This is a genomic window from Sphingomonas cellulosilytica, from assembly GCF_052321755.1.
In the GTDB taxonomy this organism is placed as follows: Bacteria; Pseudomonadota; Alphaproteobacteria; order Sphingomonadales; family Sphingomonadaceae; genus Sphingomonas.
This window is the reverse complement of record NZ_JBQRTT010000004.1, coordinates 241,539-264,953: the sequence shown is the minus strand read 5'-3', so window position 1 is coordinate 264,953 and position 23,415 is coordinate 241,539. Positions and strand designations below refer to the sequence as shown.

At 68.7% G+C, this 23,415-nt stretch carries 19 protein-coding genes; 5 read left to right on the top strand and 14 right to left on the bottom strand.

Going from position 1 to position 23,415, the window contains the following annotated elements; all coding sequences use genetic code 11:
* Window positions 1-25: 25 nt before the first annotated feature.
* The 6 genes from ACTZQ5_RS08705 to ACTZQ5_RS08680 form a co-directional block, all read right to left on the bottom strand.
* Complete coding sequence (locus ACTZQ5_RS08705; RefSeq protein ID WP_443584780.1) at window positions 26-4,261, bottom strand: translocation/assembly module TamB domain-containing protein; 4,236 nt, start codon at window positions 4,259-4,261, stop codon at window positions 26-28.
* Window positions 4,261-6,498: an autotransporter assembly complex protein TamA gene (locus tag ACTZQ5_RS08700; protein ID WP_443584779.1), complete on the bottom strand. Its 2,238-nt coding sequence runs from the start codon at window positions 6,496-6,498 to the stop codon at window positions 4,261-4,263. The genes ACTZQ5_RS08705 and ACTZQ5_RS08700 overlap by 1 nt, the downstream gene beginning before the upstream one ends.
* A 153-nt stretch (window positions 6,499-6,651) precedes the next feature.
* Entirely contained in the window at window positions 6,652-8,070 is a 1,419-nt protein-coding gene (locus ACTZQ5_RS08695) for a coniferyl aldehyde dehydrogenase (RefSeq protein WP_443584778.1), read from the bottom strand.
* Window positions 8,067-8,480, bottom strand: a complete 414-nt coding sequence (locus ACTZQ5_RS08690) for a hypothetical protein (protein ID WP_443584777.1) — start codon at window positions 8,478-8,480, stop codon at window positions 8,067-8,069. The genes ACTZQ5_RS08695 and ACTZQ5_RS08690 overlap by 4 nt, the downstream gene beginning before the upstream one ends.
* A complete protein-coding gene (locus ACTZQ5_RS08685) occupies window positions 8,477-9,232 on the bottom strand; it encodes a prepilin peptidase (RefSeq protein ID WP_443584776.1) in 756 nt (251 codons plus the stop codon). Before ACTZQ5_RS08685 ends, ACTZQ5_RS08690 begins: the two co-directional genes overlap by 4 nt.
* Before the next feature lies 1 nt (window position 9,233).
* Entirely contained in the window at window positions 9,234-9,494 is a 261-nt protein-coding gene (locus ACTZQ5_RS08680) for a hypothetical protein (protein WP_443584775.1), read from the bottom strand.
* Window positions 9,495-9,603: 109 nt separating this feature from the next.
* Here ACTZQ5_RS08680 and ACTZQ5_RS08675 point away from each other — a divergent pair, with 109 nt between their 5' ends.
* On the top strand, window positions 9,604-10,788 hold the full coding sequence (locus tag ACTZQ5_RS08675; RefSeq protein WP_443584774.1) for an acetyl-CoA C-acyltransferase: 1,185 nt from the start codon (window positions 9,604-9,606) through the stop codon (window positions 10,786-10,788).
* Window positions 10,789-10,834: 46 nt separating this feature from the next.
* Here the strand turns inward: ACTZQ5_RS08675 and ACTZQ5_RS08670 are convergent, their stop codons facing one another.
* Complete coding sequence (locus ACTZQ5_RS08670; protein WP_443584773.1) at window positions 10,835-11,326, bottom strand: SH3 domain-containing protein; 492 nt, start codon at window positions 11,324-11,326, stop codon at window positions 10,835-10,837.
* A gap of 76 nt (window positions 11,327-11,402) precedes the next feature.
* Here ACTZQ5_RS08670 and ACTZQ5_RS08665 point away from each other — a divergent pair, with 76 nt between their 5' ends.
* A complete protein-coding gene (locus tag ACTZQ5_RS08665; protein WP_443584772.1) occupies window positions 11,403-12,419 on the top strand; it encodes a 2-hydroxyacid dehydrogenase in 1,017 nt (338 codons plus the stop codon).
* A 94-nt stretch (window positions 12,420-12,513) separates the two neighbouring features.
* Window positions 12,514-12,711 carry a YMGG-like glycine zipper-containing protein gene (locus tag ACTZQ5_RS08660; RefSeq protein WP_443584771.1) on the top strand — a complete coding sequence of 66 codons (198 nt, stop codon included), beginning with the start codon at window positions 12,514-12,516 and terminating at the stop codon, window positions 12,709-12,711.
* A gap of 23 nt (window positions 12,712-12,734) precedes the next feature.
* Here the strand turns inward: ACTZQ5_RS08660 and ACTZQ5_RS08655 are convergent, their stop codons facing one another.
* From ACTZQ5_RS08655 to ACTZQ5_RS08645, 3 genes are read right to left on the bottom strand one after another with little or no spacing between them, the layout of a single operon-like run.
* A complete protein-coding gene (locus ACTZQ5_RS08655; RefSeq protein ID WP_443584770.1) occupies window positions 12,735-13,202 on the bottom strand; it encodes a hypothetical protein in 468 nt (155 codons plus the stop codon).
* Between the two features lie 38 nt (window positions 13,203-13,240).
* Entirely contained in the window at window positions 13,241-13,540 is a 300-nt protein-coding gene (locus ACTZQ5_RS08650; protein ID WP_443584769.1) for a putative quinol monooxygenase, read from the bottom strand.
* On the bottom strand, window positions 13,540-14,943 hold the full coding sequence (locus tag ACTZQ5_RS08645; protein WP_443584768.1) for an NAD(P)H-dependent flavin oxidoreductase: 1,404 nt from the start codon (window positions 14,941-14,943) through the stop codon (window positions 13,540-13,542). The genes ACTZQ5_RS08650 and ACTZQ5_RS08645 overlap by 1 nt, the downstream gene beginning before the upstream one ends.
* A gap of 344 nt (window positions 14,944-15,287) precedes the next feature.
* On the opposite strand from ACTZQ5_RS08645, the gene ACTZQ5_RS08640 reads away from it, so the two are divergent.
* Window positions 15,288-15,746: a hypothetical protein gene (locus ACTZQ5_RS08640; RefSeq protein WP_443584767.1), complete on the top strand. Its 459-nt coding sequence runs from the start codon at window positions 15,288-15,290 to the stop codon at window positions 15,744-15,746.
* A 72-nt stretch (window positions 15,747-15,818) separates the two neighbouring features.
* Here ACTZQ5_RS08640 and ACTZQ5_RS08635 read toward each other — a convergent pair whose 3' ends face one another.
* Genes ACTZQ5_RS08635 through ACTZQ5_RS08625 form a run of 3 tightly spaced genes read right to left on the bottom strand, consistent with a single transcriptional unit; the run spans window position 15,819 to window position 19,014 of the window.
* The gene (locus ACTZQ5_RS08635; RefSeq protein ID WP_443584766.1) at window positions 15,819-16,952 is read right to left on the bottom strand and encodes a glycosyltransferase family 4 protein; all 1,134 of its coding nucleotides are present in this window, start codon (window positions 16,950-16,952) and stop codon (window positions 15,819-15,821) included.
* 20 nt (window positions 16,953-16,972) lie between these two features.
* Window positions 16,973-18,166: a DUF418 domain-containing protein gene (locus tag ACTZQ5_RS08630; protein ID WP_443584765.1), complete on the bottom strand. Its 1,194-nt coding sequence runs from the start codon at window positions 18,164-18,166 to the stop codon at window positions 16,973-16,975.
* Window positions 18,163-19,014 (bottom strand): alpha/beta fold hydrolase, encoded by an 852-nt coding sequence (locus ACTZQ5_RS08625; protein ID WP_443584764.1) that lies wholly within the window; start codon window positions 19,012-19,014, stop codon window positions 18,163-18,165. Before ACTZQ5_RS08625 ends, ACTZQ5_RS08630 begins: the two co-directional genes overlap by 4 nt.
* 78 nt (window positions 19,015-19,092) lie before the next feature.
* On the opposite strand from ACTZQ5_RS08625, the gene ACTZQ5_RS08620 reads away from it, so the two are divergent.
* The gene (locus tag ACTZQ5_RS08620) at window positions 19,093-20,451 is read left to right on the top strand and encodes a protein adenylyltransferase SelO family protein (RefSeq protein WP_443584763.1); all 1,359 of its coding nucleotides are present in this window, start codon (window positions 19,093-19,095) and stop codon (window positions 20,449-20,451) included.
* Between the two features lie 54 nt (window positions 20,452-20,505).
* On the opposite strand, the gene ACTZQ5_RS08615 is transcribed toward ACTZQ5_RS08620, so the two are convergent.
* The gene (locus ACTZQ5_RS08615; RefSeq protein WP_443584762.1) at window positions 20,506-23,373 is read right to left on the bottom strand and encodes a TonB-dependent receptor domain-containing protein; all 2,868 of its coding nucleotides are present in this window, start codon (window positions 23,371-23,373) and stop codon (window positions 20,506-20,508) included.
* Window positions 23,374-23,415: the final 42 nt, after the last annotated feature.

The following is a 23,415-nucleotide window of genomic DNA, read 5'->3' as shown; positions in this document are numbered from 1 at the left end:
GTGGAGAGACCTACCCTAATCCGCCTCAATAGTCTTTCGAATATTTCAGGCGGGCGTCCGACCCACCCTGCGATCCGGTCGAGGTGAGCAGGCTGAGCGACTTGGTCAGCGCGATCTCCAGCTGCGTCGCGGTGAAGCCGCGGGCATCGGTCACGATCTCGACGTAGATATTGTCGGTGATGTACTTGCCCGCGGCGAGGCTGGTGCCACGCCCCGTCGCCTCATCCGCCCCGAGCACCCGCAGCCGGTCGAAGCCGGTCGCCGAGCGCAACTTGCCGAGCGGGTTCAAGCCGCCCCCCGAGCCACGCAGCGAATTGAGCGCGCTGGCCAGCTGGATCGCCTCCGTCGCCGACAGGTTTTCGGGATTGGTACCGAAGAGCAGGCGGCTGAGCACCTCGTCCTGCGGCAGCGCCGGCGTCGAAGTGAAGGCGATCTGCGGCCGTTGCCCGGTACCGGTGATCGCGATCACCGCGGTGATGCCGTTGACCGTGGTCTGCGCCTGGATGTTGATATCGGGATCGGTCATCGCGCCGCCACGGAAGCGGATGGTGCCACGGGTGACGTCGAACCGCTTGCCGGCGAAGGAATAGGTGCCGCGCACCAGATCGAGCCCGCCGCTGATCGTCGGAGCCGCAGAGGTGCCGCCGATCTTGAGGTTCATCTCCCATTCCGATTCGAGGCCCATGCCCGACACGAACAGCTGGTTCTCGGCGCTCACGGTCAGGTCGAGCTTGATGACGCTCACCGGTGCCGGCTTCGGCCGATCGGTGGGACGCGGCGTGACGATCTGGCTCTTGCGCCGGACGCCGGTCAGCTCCGGCACCTCGGCCGAACCCTGGCGGATGATCTCATATCGCGCGTTCGGCACGGTGAGATTGCCCTGCAACAGCCCGCCGTCACGCCCATAGGTGAAGCGGATCGTGCCGGACGTGGTCGCCGCCAGCGCATCGCTCTTGGCGAGCTGCGCATCGTTCAGCGTCGCGCGCAGATCGATCGGGAAGCCGCTTTCCGACGCGAGGCCGACGGTGCCCTGAGCCTGCACCGTGCCGTCGCCGGCGCGCGCCGACAGATTGGTGAGTTCCAGGCGATCGTTGTTGAAGCGCGCTGCGATTTTCATCTGCGACAGGCGGGTGCCATAGGTCTCGTTGTCGTAGGTGAGGTTATCCGCGCGGATCAGGCCATTGAGCTGCGGCGCAGCGACGCGGCCGGAGAAATCGGCAGCGATCGCGATCGGCCCCGACAGCTGCTGGTTGGGCAGCGCCGCCAGGCTGAACAGCACTGCCGACGGGCCGTTGTAGCGGATGCCGCCGGAGAGCGGCGCCTGCATCAACCGCGTCGTCCACGATCCCGCGCCGGGCGGCAACGGACGCAGCGTCGCGAGCATGCGGCCGACGGTATCCGGACCCCGCTTCACGAGAGCCCGCGCCTCGCCGCCATCCGGCAGCAGCCGTCCGACGAACTGCACGTCGACGGGCTCCGACACGGCGGCAAGGCCGGTGCGCTGGAAGTTGGCGATCGTGAGGCGCGCGTCGGCCTGCGGAATGGCGCTGCCCTGCTGGCGATAATCGAGGCTGCCGGTGACCGCGCCCGAAAGGCCGAGGCTGGGCATGAACGCCGACAGCATCGACAGGTTGAGCCGATCGAGCCGCGCCTGCGCCGCCGTGACCCCGCCGCCGAACGAGCCCGCCACGCGCGCCGAACCCGCCGTGGGCCCCTGACCGAAGTCGATCCGCGTCGGAGCGAGCCGGTAGGTGCCGGACACGTTGCTGATCCGTGCCGGGTTGGCGGTGCGGAACGGAATGCCGTTCGCCTGCCCCTGCGCGGCCACCAGGTAATTGTCCGGCGACAGGCGGGCATTGACCGCCAGCCGCAGCGGCACGCCGCTCGATCCGGTGAGCACGGCCTGCGCCGTACCGCGGCCGCCGGCATAGTTCACCTTCGCACGCATCGCCTCGATGACGAAGCTGTTGTAGCGCGTGTCGGCGATCTGCACGTCGGCGACGACCTGCGGCGCCTTGGGCAGCATGACGACGCTGGCATTGACGATGGCACGCCCGATGGTGAAGTCCGACTGGCCGGGGATCGTCGCGTTATAGGCGCGCGCCGCAACGTCGGCGCGCTGATAGCCGCCCTGGTCCGCGAGGCGGACATTGCCGCTGATGCCGCGGCCGGCGAATTGCAGTGCGCCCGCAAACGGTCCGGCCGGGGTCGCTGCGATCCGCCCGCTGCCGGTGATGCCGGCGAAGACGACCCGGTTGACGTCCACGGTCAGCCGCGGGCTCGGCCGCACCAGCACGTCCGCGGTGAACGGTCCGTAGTTGGTGCCGCCGCTGGCGGTGACGGCATAGGCGCCGTTGCGCCCGACCACCCGCGCATTGAGATCGACCAGACCGACTCCGACACCCGGGCGCGGTGCGCGGAGCACCACCACGGGCGCGGTCGCGCTGCCGGTCACCCGCGCAGTGAGCGGGCCATATTGCGTCGAATAGGCGTCCGCGCTGACCGCCACGCTGCCGTTGGCGGGATCGAAACGCCCTTCGCCGCGACTGATGCGGAATTGGGGCGCATTCATCCTGAGGTTGCGGAAGGTGACGATCCCTTCCGGGCTGTAGCCGATGTCGCTCCGCACCACGGCGTTGCCACCGAGGAAGTTGCGGACGCCGCTGTTGAAAAGCTGCTTGGTCTGCGCGACGACGCGGCCGGTGATGCCGAACCCGCCGTTGGCGCCGGGTACCAGCTTGGCATCGGTCGACAGGTTGAGGATGCCGATGCTTTCCAGCCGGTAGTTGTTCACCCGGCCCTTCAGCGCACCGGTATAGCGGCCGGTGGCGGTGTTCGCCACGACCACCGCGGTGGCATCGATGTTGTCCGACCGGATCTTGAGATTGTCCGACAGGATGTTCGGCATCGAGATGGCGAAATCGCCCTGGATGCGGACGTTGTTGGCGAGGCCGCCGACCGCGGCGTTCAGCCCGGTGACGCGCCGCGCGCGGGCATTGACCGGCACCAGGATGCGGTCGCTGTTCACCCGCGCCAGCCCTTCGGCATACACGTTCTCGACCGTGGTCGTGCCGAAGCCGATGGCGGCGGCGGTGACCTTGTAATCCACGGTCGGCGTCGCGAAGGCGCCATCGAGCACCACCCGCGCCATGACATCGCGACCGGTGAGGTTCGGTGCGATCGCGCCGGGCGTCAGCAGCCGCGCGTTGACCGCGAAATTCCCGAACCGGCTGTTGGCGAGATCGAGCAGGCCGCCGGCATCCACCGCCAGCGCGTCGGACTTCAACGTCATCCGCGTGTCGGCCTTGCGGTCGTTCAGCGTGGTGTCGATCGCTAGATCGAGCCGTGGCGCGGTGAGGCGCTCGACGGGGCCCTGGAGATAGAGTCCGGGAATCGCGAAGCCGCGCACCTCGATATGGCCGTTGCGCGCGGTGACGTTGAGGTCGGCGAGCTGTCCTGCGCCGAGCGTCGCCGCGGCACGTCCCTGCCAGGCCTGCCAGCTGCCGCGGCCGTCGACCGTGGCGGTCAACGGCGCCTTCAGCGAGGCCATGGTGGCGACGACGCCGCCGACCGGCGCGTTCAGCTTGAGATCGACATCGAGCTTGTTCTGCTCGGGCACCGCATCCAGCTTGAGGTGCAGCGTATCGCCGCCTGCGACCCCCGCCCCCTTCAGCGCTGCGGCATCGGTGACGAGCTGCGCGCGCCGATCGGCGATGTGGACCTTGCCGTCGATACGCACGATATGGGTCTGACCGGTCACCGGCTTGGCCAGCACCAGCCGGCCGACGTGCAGCCGGTCCACGTCGATGTCGAGATCGGGCAGCAGCGGCGCGTTCGGGTCGCTCGGCGTCTGCTTCAACTCGGGCCGCCGCGCGAGCGTGACGAGATCGGTCGACAGCGACCGCACGTCGACATGATTGTTGATGAAGGCGAAGGGCCGCCAGTCGACGGCGAGCTTCGGACTGGTGAGGAACACGCCCTTGGGATCGGCGACGCGCACGTCGCTCAGCACCATCTGGCCGTAGAGCGAGCCGTCGATCCGGCCCACCTTGATGTTGAGGCCGGATGCGGTCGTATAGCCGCCGATGCGATTGGCGACGAAGCGGCGGCCGGGATCGGTGTTGATCCCCAGCACGACGATGCCGACCAGCAGCACGAGGCCGAGGATCAGGAACAGCACCCATTTCAGGATGCGCTGCCACAGCGGGCGCTTGACGACGACGGTGTCGGTCGTCTCGGTTGCGGGCGTATCCTGCGCCATCAGAATGCCTGCCCGATCGAGATGTAGAGGGCGATCTTGCCATCGCCCGGCCGCGGATTGAGCGGCGTCGCCACGTCGATCCGCATGGGTCCGAAATTGGTGTAGAAGCGGCCGCCGATGCCGGCGCCGAAGCGCAGGTTCGATGCGGTCGGCAGGCTCGATTCATAGCTGTTGCCGGCATCGAGGAACGGCACGATGCCGAAATTGCCGAACCGGTAGCGCGCCTCGATCGAAAATTCGTTGAGGCTGCGGCCGCCGACCGGATTGCCGTCGGGATCGAACGGCCCAAGCCGCTGATAGCCATAGCCGCGCACCGATCCGCCGCCGCCGCCGTAATAACGACGCGATGGTGCGAGATCGTCGCGGGAGATGCCCTGGATCGACCCCGCCTGCGCGCGACCGGCGATCACCAGGCTCTGGGTCGCAGGGTAATAGAAGGTCCCCTGGATCATCGTGCGGACGTAGGGGCGGAAGGCGCCGCTGACCGATGCTTCCGGGCTGACGTTCAACTGCAGGCGATACCCGCGCGTCGGGTTGAGCAGGCTGTCGGACGTGTCCCATTCGACCTGGCCGGGCAGCGCCGCGATGCCATAGGTGCGACGGACCGAACGTCCCTGCGTGAAATCGTAGACGCTTTCGTTCGTCCCGACGAGTTCGCCGCCGTAATAATAGGTGAAGCGCTTCTGCCAGATCGGCGTGGACGCGTAGCTCCAGCGCGCCGACAGCGTACCGGTATAGGCCTCGAACGCGTCGTAATTGTTGTGGTTGGCGGCGGCGATCACGGTGAAGGTGCGGTCGCGCTTGCCGGCGTTGGAGCGGCGGAAGGTGCCCGACACGCCCTGTTCCTGCGTACCGGCGACGATCGATCCGATCAACGCGCCTTCGGGCGGGAACAGGTTGCGGTGCGTCCAGCTGCCCTCTGCCTTGAAGCCCTGACCGGTGGAATAGCCCGCGCTTCCCGCCAGGCTGCGTTCCGGTCCTTCCGTCTGCCGGACGAGCAGGTCGACAGCCTCCGTCCCATCGGGATTGGTACGGCCGGTGCGCTGCGGCTCGACGGCGATGCTGGAGAACAGCCCGGTCGCGACCAGCGCATCGCGCAGATCGTCGGTCTTGCGGCTGTCGTAAAGATCGCCCGTGTCGAAGCGCGGGAAGACGTTGAGATGGTCGAGGCCGAAGACCGGATCGCCCGTCGTCGTCAGCTTGCCGAAGCTGGAGCGCGGACCGGTATCGACCGGCAGGGTGTAGGCGCCCGTCGCCTTGGCCGACACGTCGTCGAGCAGGATATCGCGCTCGCCGACCTTGACGAAGGGATAGCCGCGCTGCGGCAGCACCAGGCTGACGTTCGCCTCGGCACCCTGGATGCGCGCCGCCTCGATCGGGTCGCCGACCTTGAGTGGCAGGTTACGGGTGATGAGATCGGGCGGCGTCACCGGCTGCGCGTCGACGGTGACCGACGACAGGCGGTACAGGCGGCCAGGCGTCGCGGTGACGATCGCGCGCAGCGTGCCGGGCTTGTTGGGATCGGCGGCGTTGGCGACCGGCTCGATCACCGACACCGCGGTACCGTCGTAATAGCCGAGCGACTTCATCAGGCGGACGGCCAGCGCTTCGTCTTCGCGGGCGCGGGCGGCGACCTGGGTGGCATTCGCCGCCTTGCCCTTGCCGTCTTCCAGCGCCGAGAGCGACTTGAACTCGCCCTCCAGATGCAGTGGCTCAAGCCCCTTCAGCACGGTTTCGTAGCGGATCTGCGGCGCGTTGGCGGACTTGATGTCGGCCTCGGTCTGCAAAGGCACCGTGTTGAAGGCGCTCAGCGGCGTCAACGGCTGGGCGAGTTCCGGGTTTTCGGGCGTGGCGGGTGGCAGGCCATCTGCGGCGGTGCCGATCGGCTGCACGGTCTGCGGCGGTACGGCTTGGGGCTGCGCGGATTGGGATTGGGCCGGCGTTGCGGCTGGGGTGCCCGCCTGCTCTGCCGGCATCGGCTCGAGCGGTGCGTTGATGTCGCCGCTCAGCGGCGGCAGGGCGGCTTCGAACTGAGCCTCGGGAACGATCGGCGCGTTTCCCGCGGGGTCGGTCGGATCGGCGGCGGTGGTGGTTTGCTGGGTCCGCGCCTCAGCCTTCGGCGCATCGGGCCCTTGCGCAGGAGCCTTGCCCTGCTGCTGGTTGAACTGTGCAGACGCAGACGCCGACGCGACGAGCGCGAAGGCGAGCCAATAATGTCGACCAGTGGATACTCGCACGCGTTCTCGTTCCCCTCTGCGGAAGCGTTCGCGTTCGAATCCACCCCCAAGCCTGACGGAAACGTTGCACATGCAGCTTGGTTGCGCTGCCGCATCGGTTTTTCCATCGGCCCTGGGGGAATTACTTAGATTTCCAACGGGATGACGACCGCTTCATCCCTTCACCTGCCGCCGGATCGTGGCGGCCAACGCCTTGCCGTAGGGCGGTTTCAGCCCGGCGATCCGGGCGACGTCGAAGCGCGACTGCCGGAACACCGCCTTGGCATGGCTGAATGTCCGGAAGCCATCGATGCCGTGATAGCTGCCCATGCCCGATGCGCCGACACCGCCGAACGGCAGGTCCTCCATGGACACGTGCAGCACGACGTCGTCCAGCGTCACACCGCCGGAGATGGTGCGATCGAGCACCCGGCGGCGCTCGGCGGCGTCGGTGCCGAAATGGTAGAGGCCGAGCGGACGCGGACCGCGGTTGATGCGGGCGATCGCCTCGTCGATCCCATCGTAGCGGACGATGGGCAGGATCGGGCCGAAGATCTCCTCCTGCATCAGCGTCATCGCGTCGGTCACATCGCGCACGATGTGCAGCGGCATCTTGCGGCTGTTGGAGGCGGCGAAATCCTCATCCGCCGGATTGACCACCTCGATGCGCGCGCCTTTCGCCCGCGCATCGTCCAGCCATTCGTGCAGGCGGCGGTGATGCCGGTCGTTGATGACCGCGGTGTAATCCGGATTGGCGAGCAGCGTCGGGTACATCGCACCGACCGCCGCGGTGAGGCCGTCGACCACCGCCTGTTCCCGATCCGCAGGGGCGAGCACATAATCGGGCGCGAGGCAGATCTGGCCGGCATTCAGCATCTTGCCGAGCGCGATCCGTTCGGTGGCGCGGCCGATATCCGCTCCCGCCCCGACGATCGCCGGGCTCTTGCCGCCGAGCTCCAGCGTCACCGGCGTCAGATTGTCGGCCGCCGCATGCAGGATGTGCCGGCCGATACCGGTGGCGCCGGTGAACAGCAGATGATCGAACGGGAGCGCCGCAAAGGCCTTGCCGACCTCCGGGCCGCCGGTGACGAAGGCGAGTTCCTCGGCCGCGAAATAGCGGGCGACGACATCCTCGAACACCGCGGCGGTGGCGGGCGTGAATTCGCTGGTCTTCACCATCACGCGATTGCCGGCGGCGAAGGCACCCGCGATCGGCCCCATCACCAGATTGACCGGGAAATTCCACGGCGCGATCACGCCGACGACGCCTTTGGGCTGATACTCCACCCAGGCCCGCGCGCCGAGCAGCCCAAGCGGAAACTGCACCCCGCGCCGTTCCGGCTTCGCCCAGGCATCGAGCCTCTTCAGCGCGTGAGCGATCGGCGCGATCGATCCGGCGATATCGGTCAGCATCGACTGGTCGCGGCTGCGGTGGCCGAAATCCTCGCTGAGCGCATCGCAGAAGCGATCCGCGCAGTCGCGGATCATCGCTGCGGCACGTGTCAGCCGATCCTTGCGCACCGCCAGCGATACCGGCAATTCCGCGGTGAAGGCGGCGCGCTGTGCCGCCAGCACCTGCGCCGCCGTGGTCATGCCCGGCAGCCGACCAGCCCGGCGACGGGCACCACGATCCCGTCCTCGCCGGGGCGATCGATCTGCAACGCACCGCTCGGCACACGGGCGCCGGCGGTCAGGCCCTCCTGCTGCATCACCTCCAGGGTCAGGTGCGCGCTGACGGCTCCGCCCCGATAATCAGCGCTGGCCGGGAAGCCCAACCGTGCCGGCCCCTCGATGGCCACTCGGGCGAGGTCGACGGTCTTGCCGCCCAGCGAGAGGCGCAACGTTCCCGGATCGGCGGTGGCCATCGCCACCAGCTGACGATCGGCGGCACTCCACAGATAGGCGGCACAGCCCTTGGCGGGCAATTCCTGCCGGCCGATCGGGCCGAGCACCGGGGAAACGGCAGCGGCCTGGGCCGCGACGGCGAGTAACAGCGCGATCATGGCGCCAGCATTATCATGGCCAGCCACGCCGGGTAAGCCGCCGCCGCGAGCATGGCGCCGAAGGGCAACGCCGTATCGCGCGCGAGGCCGCGGCCCCTCACCTGCGCGAACACTGCGATGCCGAGCCCGATGAGGCTGGCGATCACCAGCACCGCCGGCAGCATCCGCCAGCCGAGCCACAGGCCGATCGCCCCGAGCAGCTTGGGATCGCCGCCGCCCATGCCGTCGCGCCCGCGCCACACCTTGTACCCCCGGGCGATGCCGGCAAGGACGGCATAGCCGGCGATGCCGCCAATCAACCGGTCGGCGAGCGGCGGGTCCGATCCGATGACGCCGGCCACCGCACCCGTTGCCGCGAGCAGCCCGGTCAGCCGGTCGGGCAGCCAGAAGGCAACCAGGTCGAGCGCGGCCAAAGCCAGCAGCAGCCAGCCGAAGACTGCGCCTGCCAGCCCGATCCAGCTCGGCGCGACGCAGCCCGACAGCGCACCGACCGCCGCCGCCGCCGCCTCGATCCGCCAGTGCAGCGGGTCGATTCCCGCACCGCACCGTCGACACCGGCCGCGCTGCATGGCGAAGCTCAGCAATGGCACCAATTCGCTTGGCCCAAGCGCGTGGCCACACCCGTCACAGGCGGAGCGGCCGCGGGTCACCGAGCGTTCCTGCGGCCAGCGGATCACCAGTGCCGCAATGAAGCTGCCGAGCAGAGCCCCCAACACACCAAGCGCCAGCGGCCAGCCGACTGCGGCGCTCATCTCACGCCTCGGCGGTGTTCCGGTCGCGGATCAGGTAGCGGTAGACGCCGAGCAGATCGATCAGCAGCAGCACGACGTTCTGCGATCCCAAAGCCCAGTCGCGCATCAATACCGCGCCGGTGATCCAGGCGACGGCGGACAGGCAGAACAGCACCATCGCCCAACCCGTGTCGCGCCGCCCCCAGTCGAGCGACACGATGGTCGCGGCGATCATGCCGCTGATCGAGGCAAACCATCGAATCGGTTCGATAAAGTTGTCCATGGCGGCGTAGCGCGCGAACGGCGCGATGTTTCCCGGCCATGCTCCTCATTGCCCTGCCCTGCCCGCTATCCTAGATCGCGCGCAACCTCGAAAAGATCACGGAGAGCCTATGTCCACCGATCCCGTCGTCATCCTCGGCTATGCACGTACGCCGATGGGCTCGTTCCAGGGGGCATTGGCGGGCGCATCCGCCACCGATCTCGGCGCAGCGGCGGTGAAGGCCGCGGTGGAGCGCAGCGGCGCCGCGGCGGACACGGTGGAGCGCATCTACATGGGCTGCGTGCTCCCCGCCGGCCTCGGCCAGGCGCCCGCGCGGCAGGCGGCGATCAACGCCGGGCTCGGCACGCATGTCGAAGCGACCACGGTCAACAAGATGTGCGGATCGGGCATGCAGGCCGCGATCCTCGCCGCCGATGCGCTCGCAGCGGGATCGGTCGACCTGCTGGTCGCAGGCGGCATGGAGAGCATGACCAACGCGCCCTATCTCTCGCGCAAGCATCGCTCCGGCGCGCGTATCGGCCACGATACGCTCTACGATCACATGTATCTCGACGGGCTGGAGGACGCCTACGAACCCGGCAAGCTGATGGGCAATTTCGCCGAGGAAACCGCGGTGGACTATCAGTTCACCCGCAAGGCGATGGACGATTACGCGATCGAATCGCTGACGCGGGCACAGGCCGCGCAGCGCTCCGGCGCCTTCGAGCGCGAGATCGTGCCCGTCGAGGTGAAGGGGCGCAAGGGCTCGGTCACCGTCGCCGAGGACGAGCAGCCGGCCAAGGGCGATGTCGCCAAGATCCCGACGTTGAAGCCCGCCTTTTCGAAGGAGGGTACGATCACCGCGGCCAACGCATCCTCGATCTCCGATGGAGCGGCGGCGCTGGTGATGACGCGGGCGAGCGTTGCCGAGCGGCTCGGCCTCAACCCGATCGCGCGCATCGTCGCACATGCCGCCCATGCGCACGATCCGGCGAAGTTCACCACCGCCCCCGTGTTCGCGATGCGCAAGGCGATGGACCGCGCCGGCTGGACCCGCGACGATATCGACCTGTTCGAGGTGAACGAGGCCTTCGCCGCCGTCTCGATGATCGCGATCCACGACCTGGGCCTCGATCCGGCACGGCTCAACGTCCACGGCGGCGCCTGCGCGCTCGGTCATCCGATCGGGGCGAGCGGCGCGCGCATCCTCGCGACCCTGTTGTCGGCGCTCCAGACCAACGGCCAGCGCCGCGGACTCGCATCATTGTGCATCGGCGGCGGCGAGGCGACGGCGATGGCGGTGGAACTGCTGTAAGGATGGTGCGGCGGCGGATCGTCGCATCCGCCGCCGCACCACCACATCACGGCAGTCGCTCGGTCGGCTCTACGCCCCACAGGCTGCCGACCTCGACATAGCCCGCCTGCCCTTTCACATCGAAGCGGCACCAGCCGCCGCCGCACTGGCTGAGGCGGCCGACGACGCCGGGCGCCGCACGCCACGCCAGCCGGGCGCCGCCGGCAGGACGATCGCGCATGTCGATCGGCTGCGGGCCGCGGATGATGGCGGTGCGCCGTTCGCTGAGCAACGCGGCGAGCATCCAGCCCTGCGTGCCGTCCGGATCCTCGACCTTGCGCCATTGCTTGAAGGTCGCGATCACGCGCACCGGCAGATCGGCGCGCTGGTAGAGCCAGCTCGCCGGATAGGTCTTGTCGGGGCCGGTGCGCATTCGCGCGCGGCCGGCGCTGATCGACGCGAAATACGGCAGCGTCTTCTTGGCCTCCGCCGCCAGCGCGCTGCCCTCGGCGGCCAGCATCGCCAGCGCCGCGGCCGTTGCCCATGCCAGATGGCGCATCGTTCCTGTCCTTGTCCCTGTGCGTCCTCTCTAGCGCCGCGGGATGGCTTGGCAACGGGCCGTTGACGTGCGGCGGATGTATCGCCAAGCCGGTGCCGCGATGCCAGAACTCCGCCGCAATCCCAAGGTGATCGTCACCCGCGAACTCGCCGACACGGTGATGGACCGGCTGGAGGCGCTGTTCGACACCCGCAACAACCGCGGCGATGCGGCGATGAGCCGGGAGCGGCTCGCCGCGGCGATGGCGGACTGCGACGTGCTGGTGCCGACCGTCACCGACGAGATCGATGCAGACCTGATCGCGGGCGCCGGCGAGCGGCTGAAGCTGATCGCCAATTACGGCGCCGGCGTAAACCACATCGCGCTGAAGGCGGCGCGCGCGCGCGGCATCATCGTCACCAATACGCCGGGCGTGCTCACCGAAGACACCGCCGATATGGCGATGGCGCTGATCGTGTCCGTACCGCGGCGGCTTGCCGAGGGCGAGAAGCTGGTGCGATCGGGCGAATGGCACGGCTGGAGCCCCGGCGGCATGCTGGGCCGGCGGATCGGCGGCAAGACGCTGGGCATCGTCGGCATGGGTCGTATCGGCCAAGCGGTGGCGCGTCGCGCCCGCGCCTTTGGCCTGGCGATCCATTACCACAACCGCCGCCGCCTGCCCGCCGTGGTCGAGGCGGAGCTGGGCGCGACCTTCCACGCCGACCTCGACGATCTGCTCGGCGTCGCCGACATCGTCAGCATCCATACTCCGCTCAACGCCGACAGCCGCGACCTCGTCGACCGGCGGCGGATCGGGTTGATGCGCCCGCATGTCTACCTCATCAACACCTCGCGCGGCGGCATCGTCGATGAGGCCGCGTTGGTCGATGCGCTGGAGGCGGGGCGGCTCGCAGGCGCGGGGCTGGACGTGTGGGAGCATGAGCCGCGCATCGATCCGCGCCTGCTGGCGCTGCCCAACGTCGTGATGACGCCGCACATGGGGTCGGCGACGCTGGAGGGGCGGCAGGCGTCGGGCGAGCGTGTGATCCAGAACATCCGGATGTGGGCCGACGGCCACCGCCCGCCCGACCAGGTGCTGGAAGGCTGGGCCTGAACGTCGCGCTATTGCGTGATAAATCATTGCCGTCCGGAACCCTTGCTGCGCAGCAACATTGACCGCGCATCCAGCAACACGAGGGACATCAACGATGAACATCAAGCCATTCGCCGCGCCCGCAACACTCGCGCTCGCCGCGCTCAGCCTGTCGGCCTGCTCGACGCTGAAGGGCGCCGGCATCGGTGCCGCGGGCGGTGCTGGTGTCGCCGCCGCGACCGGCGGTAGCGTCGAAAAGGGCGCTGCGGTCGGCGGCACGGCCGGCGCGGTGGTCGGCACCGTCGCCGACTAAAGGGTTCGGGAGCGTCGAGCGCCTCAACCCGGCGCTCCCGTACACATGGCGGCGAGCAACGCGCGCCGCACCTGATCCTTGGGGCGGCCGAAGCGATCGAGGATCGCCATCATCTCCATGCGATCGGGCAGGTAGATCGCCTCGCCGGCAATCGTCCGGCACATCTGCGTACGCGGTTCGACAGGCGTCCACCCTGCACCGTCGCGAACCTCCAGTCCTGCCATGATTTCGACGGTGCGATCCTGCCTTGGCCAGCGTGCGAACAGCTGCGAGCGGAAGAGCGGGTGATCGTCCGGCTGCATGATCGATAACCGGTGCGTGGCGATGAGCCGGCGTGCATCGCGTTCGCTGGTCAGCAGGTCGATGTCGGCCACGGGCGTCGCCGCGCCATGTAGCGCCACGGCCGCGCTGCCGATGATCCACCAGTCGTCTTCGGCATGGCGCATCACCCGAGCGACGGCGATCAGGGCTGCCGTGGTCTCGGTGTCCATCCCTGCCCCGCCCTGTCGCGGATCGTCGATTGCGGCGATCAGAATGGTTCGCCGCCTCCGGTTTCGAACAGCGTCAGCGCGCGGTCGTGGATGCCCAGATCAGCCCAGCCGGCTCGCCAGGTGGCGAGGTGTGGCGCCGCGAGGTGACGATCGAGCGCGGCGCGATCCCGCCAGCGTTCCGCGACGTGGATCAGCCCCGGCTCCAGCACATCCTCGGCGTAGCTGTAGGCGAGGCATCCGTCCTCGGCGCAGCTCGCCTCCACCATCGTCCGCATCGCGGGACGGGCCGCCGCCAGCCGGTCGGCCGGCAGCCGGACCGTCCCCGCGATCAGCAGCATCAATCCCCCGTCAGGATGCGGTCGACCAGTTGCTTGACGCTCGGCACGAAGCCGTTGGAATAGAAGGGGTCGCGCTTGAAATTATAGGCGGCGTGACCGGCGAACATCAAATTCTGGTCGACATCGCCGCCGTGCGCGATGTCCTGCAGCGTCTTCTGGATGCAAAAGCTGCGCGGGTCGGCGAGACGGCCGGTGGAATTCGTCTCGGTATCCGCCCAGCTCGAGAAGGAGCATTGCGACAGGCAACCCATGCAGTCCGCCTGGTCCTTGCGGATGATGCCCTTTTCGGTCGGCGTGACGAACACCAGCGTATTGTCGGGCGTCTTCAGCGCATCGGTATAGCCCTCGCCGAACCATTGCCGCGCGCGCAGCAGGTCGTTGCGCGTCACCCAGAAGTTCTTGCCCTTCACCCCGACGTCGAGCTGGAAGACGTGGTCGCCCGCCTCCTGCGTCGAAAAGGCGATCTGGCGTTCCGAGCGCGCTTCGAGGTTGCGGAGGAAGGGATTGCGCACCGCGGACGAATAGAAGCCGGTCGGCGAGAAACGGTGCAGCAGCACCTCGCCTTCCTCGATCTGGGTCAGCTTGTCCTTCCAGTCCTGCGGAATCGGGCTTTCCTGCGTCAGCAGCGGCCGCGTGCCGTATTGGAAGGCGATGGTGCCGAGTTCGGGATTGTCGATCCAGTCGTTCCAGTCGCGCAGGTACCAGACGCCGCCCGCCATCACGATCGGCGTGCTGTCGGGGATGCCGCCTTCGCGCATCACGCTGCGCAGTTCGGCGACGCGGGGATAGGGATCCTGCGGCTTCAACGGGTCTTCGGCGTTCGACAGGCCGTTGTGGCCGCCGGCGAGCCAGGGATCCTCGTACACCACGGCGGCAAGCCATTGCGCAGCCTTGGAATAGGCGCGCTTCCACAGCGCGCGGAAAGCGCGGCCGGACGACACGATCGGCAGATACGACACCTCGTAGGAGGCGGCGATCTCGCTCAACTTATAGGGCATGCCCGCGCCGCAGGTGACGCCGGCCACCATGCCGCGCGTCCGCTCCAGCACGCCGTGCAGCACCCGCTGCGCGCCGCCCATTTCCCACAGCACGTTGATGTTGATCGCGCCCTTGCCACCGGCGATCTCGAAGGCACGCTTCACCTGCTGGACCGCACCTTCGATGGCGTATTCGACCAGCTCCTCGTGCCGTTCGCGCCGGGTGAGCGCGCGGTAGATCTGCGGGATGATCTTGCCGTCCGGGTCGTAGCTGTCGGCGTTGACCGCCGACACCGTGCCGATGCCGCCCGCTGCGGCCCAGGCCCCTGCCGAGGCGTGATTCGTCGCGGCGACGCCCTTGCCCCCCTCGACGAGCGGCCAGACCTCGCGGCCATTGTAAACGATCGGCTTAAGGCCCTTGAACACGGGAAACGACACCTCCTCGGGGGTAAATACGGCCGGCTATATAGAAAGGATGCGGCGATGCGAAGCCATTGGGCACCGCGTCCGCCAAACCCCGTTCACGCGACGCCGCCGCCGAGTCGCGGCCGCGGAAGTTGGCGAAGTTTACGGCACGTGCGCGTCAGAATCCGGTTCCGCAGGGGCACGCGGCGGTCGGCGGCGGCAGTGGCGGACGGATTGGTCATGGCGCGAAGGTATACGCCCTTCTCCGTGTAGGACAGCCGGTACGGCGCAGGCTTAGGTGCCCGTTAACCCTGATCGGGCAGAGCGATGCCCAGCACGTTATCGCAATCCGAGGGAATCGACCGATGGGGGTCCTCAATCACCTGATCGCGCCCAGGCGGCCGGCGCGCAAGCAACTCGCCGCTGCGCTGCGCTCGCCATTGGGCACATTGCTGCTGCCGCAGTTCGAGCGGCTGGGCCTCGTCGCCGGTACGGTGCCGATCCACGGCCCGACCGGCTCGGCCTGGTCGCGCGCCTATGTGCTGGGCGCCGCCTGCGCGTCGCTGCAACAGCAGGATGCCGCCCCGGCGAGCGACCAGGAATGTTTCGGCGTCGCGCTGACCGCCTTTGCGATGACCTATGGCGAGGATGCGGCGCGTGCCTGCCTGGCGCAGACGGTCGCCGCCGCCGAAGCGCACGAGCCGGAGGTGGAGGACGGCATGATGCAGGGCGCCACCGACCTCGCGCTGGTGACGTCGGGCGATATGGCGGCTGCCGACCTCGCCTTCGCCTTGCGCAATGGCGAGGAAATGGAAGAGCTTTGATGCTCTAAGGTGCCGCTCCCTCCCCTCTTCCCTCGTCACTGCAAGAGGGAAGAGGCACTGCACCTCGAGCGTTCAGGCCAGCGCTCCTGCCCGGCCCAGCGCGTCCTCATACAGCGTGCGGTAGCGGGCGATCATCGTCGCCTCGTCATAATCCGCGCGCGCCTTCGCCCGGTTGGCTGCGCCGACCTCGGCCCGCAGATCCGGGTTCGCGATCAGCGTCCGCAGTGCGTCGCGCAGTTGCACCTCGTCGCCGGCGACGATGAACGGGGCGTTCGCCTCCGACACCATGCGGGGAATGTCACCGACGGCGGTGCTGACGATCGGCAGGCCGGCGGCCATGCCCTCGACCAGGCTGATCGGCAGCTGTTCGCTGCGCGACGACAGCGCCATGATGTCGAACGCACCGACGAAGCGATGCGGGCGATCCAGGAAACCCGGCATCACCAGCCGGTCGGCGATGCCCATCGCGCGCGCGGCGGCGAGGATCGTCTCACGCTCCGGCCCTTCCCCGACGATCACCAGCCGGAACCGCCCGGCAAGCCCGCCGCAGGCGCGCACCAGCAGAGGCAGGTCCTTCACCACGCGCAGGCCGGCGAGGACGCCGATCGTCACCTCTTTGGCATGGGGTACGAAGCCGGGGATGGCGCGCGGATCGGGCTTTTTCGCATAGAGCGCGGTCGGGATGCCGTTGGCGATGCGGTGGACGCGGGCGGGCGGCTGCTTCCACGTGTTCAGCGCCACCTCCTCCAGCACCGCGGAGGGAACGACCATCGCGTGGGCGGCGCCCAGCGCCATGCGGCGGTAGACGTTGCGTTCGATCTTCAGCCCGCCCGCTTCGTCCGCGTTGAAGCCATCCTCGTGATGGACGATCGGGGGCGCGCCCCTGGCAAAGACGCGGCGCGCCATCACGCCGTCGATCGCGCCCCAGTTATAGGTCAGCACCAGGTCGAAGCGGCGCATGTAGCGCGCCAGCGCCTCGTACCGGGCGACCGACGGGCGGCCGGTGAGCGGCGGCGGATCCTGCGCGATTTCGTAGCGGACGCGCGGGTCGATGGCGCTGCGCGCGCCGAGTTCGCCGGGTACGCCGCTGACGATCGTGTGGCGCGCGGCGTCGCCGAACGCGTTCATCAGGCGGACCGCCCGCGCCTCCTTGCCGCCCAGGCTGAAGCTGGAATGGAGATGCAGGATGCGGACGGGTTGCGGCATGCCGGACCGTGTAACGCGGTTCAGCGGAACGGCAACAGCCGCCGTTCGACCAGCGAGCGCCACGCCCATTCCACCGGCGCGATGCGGTAGCGGCGCAGATAGAGGACCGCTGCCCACAGCAGCAGCGCGTCGACCGCGAGCGCGAGCGCCAGCATCGCCGTCCAGTGCATCCGCCCGTACAGGCCGAACCCGAAGGGGGAAAAGACCAGCCACGACACGATCAGCGTCTGCGCGATGTAGAGCGTCAACGCGCTGCGCCCCGCCGCGGCGAAGGGGGAAAGCCAGCGACGCCCGCGCGCCGTCGACAGCGCGAGCACGACCAGCGCGACATGGCCGAGCGTTGTCGCGAGCCGGGCGACATCCTCCCACATCCAGGCGATCGGGGCGGCGCCGTCGAAGCGCGTCGCCTCCCACGCGGCATAGATGCGCAGCGGCAGGCCGATGCCGTAGCCGATCGCCAGCATGACGGCGTAGCGCCGCCGCGGCCAATCGCCCTGCAACGCTCCCACGCGGAACAATGCGGCACCGACCAGCATCGTCGCGGCCGCTTCCCATATGAAGGTGATCTCGTCGCCGCCGAGCCGATCGAGCGCGACGTGGCGCTGCCCGGCGACCCAGGCGTGGATCGTGCCACGGCCGAAGGCATCCTCGCGCAGCACCGCAGCGGCATCGGCGGCGGCGATGGCCGCGCGCGTGGCGGCCGGGATATGGGTGGCGAGGCCGATCGCGAGCGTGAAGGCGGCATAGGACAGGCCGAGCGCCAGCAGCGCGCGGGTCGGCAGGGAGCGGAAGGCGCAGGCGAGCAGCGCCGCGACCGCATAGGTGTGGAGGATGTCGCCCGGCCACAGCAACAGCAGCATATGCGCCATGCCGAACGCCCACAGCACGGCATTGCGCCAGCCGTAGCGCAGCGGCACCGCCAGCGGATGATCGGACGCGGCGGCGATCCGCTCGGTCAGGATCAGCATGCCTGCACCGAACAGCATCTCGAGCAAGGCGCGCGCCGTGCCTTCGACGATCAGCGTCCGCGCCCACCACACCAGCTGGTCGCTGCCGCTCCAGCCGAGATGGCGGATGTCGGACCAGTTGGCGGTCATCGACGCGCCCATCTCGGTGACGTTCATGAACAGGATGGCGAGGATGGCGAGGCCGCGCAGGATATCGAGCGTCGCGATCCGCGGCGCGCCGTCCGGTTCGTCGGCGGCGGCGATCACGCCTGTGCCAGCAGCCGGTCGATCGGCGCCGCGACGTCGGCTTCGGTGAGGGTCGGGGCATGGCCGACGCCCGGCACCGTCACCAACTCGGCGCGATCGAGCGAGGCCGCCATCCGTTCCGCAACAGCGGGCGCCAGCACGTCGGACCGGCCACCGCGCACCACCAGCACCGGCACGGTCCGCAGGGCGGCGAGCGCCCCCCACATATCCGGCGCCGCCTCGTTCCCCGGCACCTTGAAGGGCTCGGCGATCTTGAGGTCGTAATCGAGCACGATCCGCCCGGCGCTGTTGAGCCGGTAGACGCGCTTGGCCATCGCCAGCCATTGCTCGATCGTCCAGTCCGGATAGACGTCGCCGTTCGCCTCCGCGAGGGTGCGCGCGGCGTGCATCCAGGTCGGGCAGCTGCTCCCCTTGCCCACATAGCCGCGGATGCGGGTGATGCCGGCGGGGTCGATCTCCGGCCCGACGTCGTTGAGCAGCGCGGCGGCGATCGGCGCGCCGGCGGCGGCGAGCAGCATCGTCACGATCCCGCCCAGCGAGGTGCCGACCGCGACGAAGCGGCCGATCCCGCGCGCGGCGAGCAGCGCCTGCACGTCGGCGACATAAGTGGCGGGCACATAGGTCATCGGATCGCGCGCATATTCGCTTTTTCCCCGGCCACGGAAATCGACCGCGATCACCTGCCGCGGCCCGGCGAGCCTTTCGGCCAGCCCCTCGTAATCGCGGGCGTTGCGGGTGAGGCCGGGCAGGCAGACGACCGGCGGCGCTCCTTCGTCGCCGGCGTAGAGCCGGTAATGCAGCTTCAGCCCGTCGCCGGATGTCCAATAGCAATGTTCGTAGGCGACCATGGCGATATCCTTGGGGCAAAATCCCGGGGACGGATCCTCGGGGTTGCGCCGGCGGGGCGGCGCCCTCCATATCCACGGATGCCTACCGACCCGCAAGCGTACCGGCCCGCAGCGGCCCTCCTCGATCTCGGCCCGTCGTTCTGGGACCCGGTCGAGGCCGCCGATTTTCCCGACACGCGGCTGCGCTTCCGCAACCAAGCCGCGGCGCGGGAGGTCGGGCTCGATAGCCTCGACGACGCCGAATGGGTGCAGGCGTTCGGCCGTTTCGCCCCCCTGCCCGGCACGCTGCCGCAGCCGCTGGCGCTGCGTTACCACGGGCATCAGTTCCGGTCCTACAATCCGGAGATCGGCGACGGCCGCGGCTTCACCTTCGCGCAGATGCGAAGCCGCGACGGGCGGCTGATGGACCTCGGCACCAAGGGATCGGGGCAGACGCCCTACAGCCGGTTCGGCGACGGACGGCTGACGCTGAAGGGCGGCGTGCGCGAGATCCTGGCGACCGAGATGCTGGAGGCGCTGAACGTGCCGACCAGCCGCACGCTGTCGCTGATCGAGACGGGCGAGGAACTGGTCCGCGGCGACGAGCCCTCCCCCACGCGATCGGCGGTGCTGGTGCGGCTCAGCCACGGGCATATCCGCATCGGAACGTTCCAGCGGCTTGCCTACCACCAGGATGCGGACGGCATGCGGGCGCTGGTGCGCTATGTGCTGGAGCGGCTGTATGGCGAGGAGGCCGACGACCCGATCCGGCTGCTCGACCACGTCGTCGCGCGGACCGCGACCCTGGGGGCGCGCTACATGGCGGCGGGGTTCGTGCATGGCGTGCTCAACAGCGACAACATCAACGTCACCGGCGAAAGCTTCGATTACGGACCGTGGCGGTTCGCGGCGACCTGGGACCCGGCATTCACCGCCGCCTATTTCGACCATGCCGGCCTCTACGCCTTCGGCCGCCAGCCCGAGGCGATCCATTGGGACGTGATGCAGCTTGCCGCCTCGCTGCGGCTGGTGGCCGAGAGCGATCCGCTGATCGCGAGCCTGGAGGGCTTCGCAGCCCGCTATCAGGCGGCCATCGCCGATGCCATGCTGTGGCGGCTGGGGGTCGTGCCGCGGGAGGCGGCGGAGGATCGTGCGCTGGTGCAGGCGGTGGAGCGGGCATTGCGCAGCACCGGCGTTCCCCTCGACCGGTTCTTCTTCGATGTGTTCGGCGGCGGTCTGCCCGATGGCTATGGCGCAGAGTGGGAGGCGGTACGCGGGGCGCTGGCGCCCTACGGCCCGCGTAAGCAGCGCGATCATGGCTATTGGCAGGGTGCGCCGTGCAGCATGTTGATCGACGAGGTGGAGGCGATCTGGGCGCCGATCGCGGCGGAGGACGACTGGTCGGCGCTCCATGCCAAAGTGGCGGCGGTGCGCGCGATGGGCGAGGCCCTGGCCTGAACCCCCGCATCGTCATCCCCGCCCGCGCGGCGGGGATGACGGATGCGGCAACTTTTAGAAGGTCGCGCTTACCCCCAGGCTGAACACGCGGCCGAGGTTGTAGCGGTTGATGAACACCTCCTTGCCGTTCGGGAAGGTCTGGCTTTCTCGATAGCGCGTGCGGGTGAGGTTGCGCGCCTCCGCCTTGATCTCGAATTGGCCGCCGAGCAGCGACACGCCCTGCCGCGCGACGAGGTCGAGGCGGATGCCGGGATGCTCGACGATGTCGGGCTGGAAGCCGTTGCCGCCGAGCAGCGACGGGCCGCGATTGGTGACGCGGTCGCTCGCATAGTTGAACAGCAGGGTGACCTGCGACAGCGCATCCTTGTCCTCGATGCCGACCTGCACGTTGACGAGGTGGTCGGACTGGCCGGTCAGCGGCGCGCCGTTGCGGAACAGCGTCACCGCGGGCGCGAAGCCGATTTGGCAGCCGGCAACGCCCTGCGTCGAGGATGAGATCGACGGCACGCAGCTGCGGTCCGCGGTGATCCGCGATTTCGTGTAGGTGTAGTTGGCGATCAGCAGCGCGCGGCGGGTCGCGAAGAAATCACCGCCGAACACGTCCGCCAGCGGGAAGTATTTCTGCAACTCGACCTCGCCGCCGTACAGCGTCGCCTTGGGCAGGTAGGTGAAGCCGGTCTGCAACCGATCGTCGGCGCCGGTGTAGAAGCCGACCTGTTCGATCGGATTGTCGATCCGCTTGTAGAAGCCCGCCAGCGTGAAGCGCTGATCGCGCTTGAAGAACCATTCGTAGCGGGCTTCGAGATTGTACAGCTCGCTGTCGCGGAGCAGCGGGTTGCCGAAGAACAGGCGATCGGAATCCGGATCGCGGAACTGCTGCGGCGCGAGCTCGCGGAACTGCGGGCGCGAGATGGTCTTGGCGGCGCTCGCCCGCAGCTGCATGTCCTCGGCGAAGTTCCAGGTCAGCGTCGAGGCGGGCAGGAAATAGTCGTTCTTGAGCCGCGCCGCGCCGGTGGTGACGCCGAACGGCGTGACCCGCTCATCGCCCCTCTCGTAGCGCACGCCGATCACCGCGCGCAGGCCGTCGAGCGCCTCCGCCTCGGCCTGGACGTAGCCGGCGTGGACGTCGAGGCTCGCATCGTAGCGATAGGCGCCCGCTGCGGTGTTGAATTGCAGCTGGATCGTGCACGCGCCGGTGCCGTCGAGCGGACAGGCGTTGTTGAGCACGTCCGGGCTGAGCAGATAGTTGGGGCGCAGCAGATTGTAGGGGTAGCCCGGCGCCGTGCCGCCGCCGCGCGAGGTCTGGTAGTTGAAGACGAGGCGCGACGAGGTGCGATCCGTGCCCTGGTAGAAATAGCCCGCCGACAGCGTGATCGGCCGATCGCCGTCGATCTTGTACGAGGCGTCGGCCTGGCCGGTCCAAAGGTTCTCGTTCAGCTCGCTGAAGATGATCGAGGCAAAGGGGGTGAAGCGCTGCGACACCTGATAGGCGCCGTTGCACTGGAAGCCCGATGCCTGCTGGTTGCCGTCGTTGGTGATCGGCAGGCCGTTGGTCGTGGTGGTCGAGCAGAGATAGTCGAACTGCCGCTCGTAGGGCGCATTGCGCTTCGAATTGGCATAGGCGCCACGAGCATCGACCTTCAGCGCGTCGGACAGCTTGAATTCGCCGACCAGCTGGGTTTCGATCAGCTGGCGTTCGAACCAGTTGGTGTTCTGCTGAAAGCGCAGGCCGCTGGCGTTGTTGTAGAGCGTCGCGGCGGAGCCGCGGGCCTGCTTCAGCGTGTCGTGGATGTAGACGTTGGTCCATCGGATCGTGTTTTCGCCGAATTCGAGGCCGAGGCCGATCAGCGCGTTGGCGACGATGCGGTTGTCGGTCAGCAGCGTGCTGAAATCGTTGCGCAGCGTGCCGTCGACCGAAACGCTGTCCTGCTGCGTCGCGAAGCGGGTGCGGAAGGTGTTGCTGGCGCTGAGCGATGCGATGACGCCGAGGCGCGAGCCGCCGATGTCGTACACCGAGCCGCCGCTGATCTCGCCCGACCAGTTCGCCGGCAGCTGGTTGTTGCGCTGGAGCAGGGTTGTCGAGGCGTTGGACAGTTGCGCCACCTGCGCCGCCGGGATGATGCCGCTGCCGTTGGGCGCGTTGCGGATGAAGGACGGCACCTTGCGCGTGCCGTCGTCGAAGCCGATCCAGTCGTAGTCGCCGCCGTAATAGGTGTAGCCGAGTTCGCTGGTGGTCGCATCGTCGGCGGCGATGGTCGCGCCGAACGACAGGAAGTTCTTGTCGGGAATCGCCTTGGTGGTGAGGTTGATGACGCCGCCGCCGAATTCGCCGGGATAGTTCACCGAATAGGTCTTCTGGACCAGCGCCGAGCCGACGATCGTGGTCGGGAAGATATCGAGCGGCACCGAGCGGCGCAGCGGTTCGGGGCTGGGCAGCGGCGAGCCGTTGAGCAGCGAGGAGGAATAGCGATCGCCCAGGCCGCGGACGTAGACGAAGCCGCCGCCGACGACGGACAGGCCGGTGACGCGGGTCAGCGCGCCGGCGATGTCGCCCTCGCCGGTCCGCGCGATATCGGCCGTGGACAGCACGGAGACGATCTGCGCCGTGGCGCGCACCGCATTGGGGATGTTGCGGCCGACGACGACGATATCCTCGACATCGCCGTTCATCCCCGGCGCCGACACCTCGACCTGTTCCTGGGGGGCGGGCGCCTCCTGCTGGTCGGTGGAGGTCGGCGCGGCGCCCTGCGGATCGGCGGTGCCGCTGGGGCTGGAGGTGGCAGGCGTCGAGGTCTGCGCCGGCGGCGAGGTCGGCGCTGCCGTGCCGCCCGCCGGCGCCGTAGCACTTTGGGCGAGGGCCGCGGGCGCCACGAGGGTGGAGGTAACGAGGAGGAGCGTGGGCAGAGCGAACCGCTGCGGCATGACCGTCAATCCCGGATCAGGAGGCTGTGATACAGGTGTCCG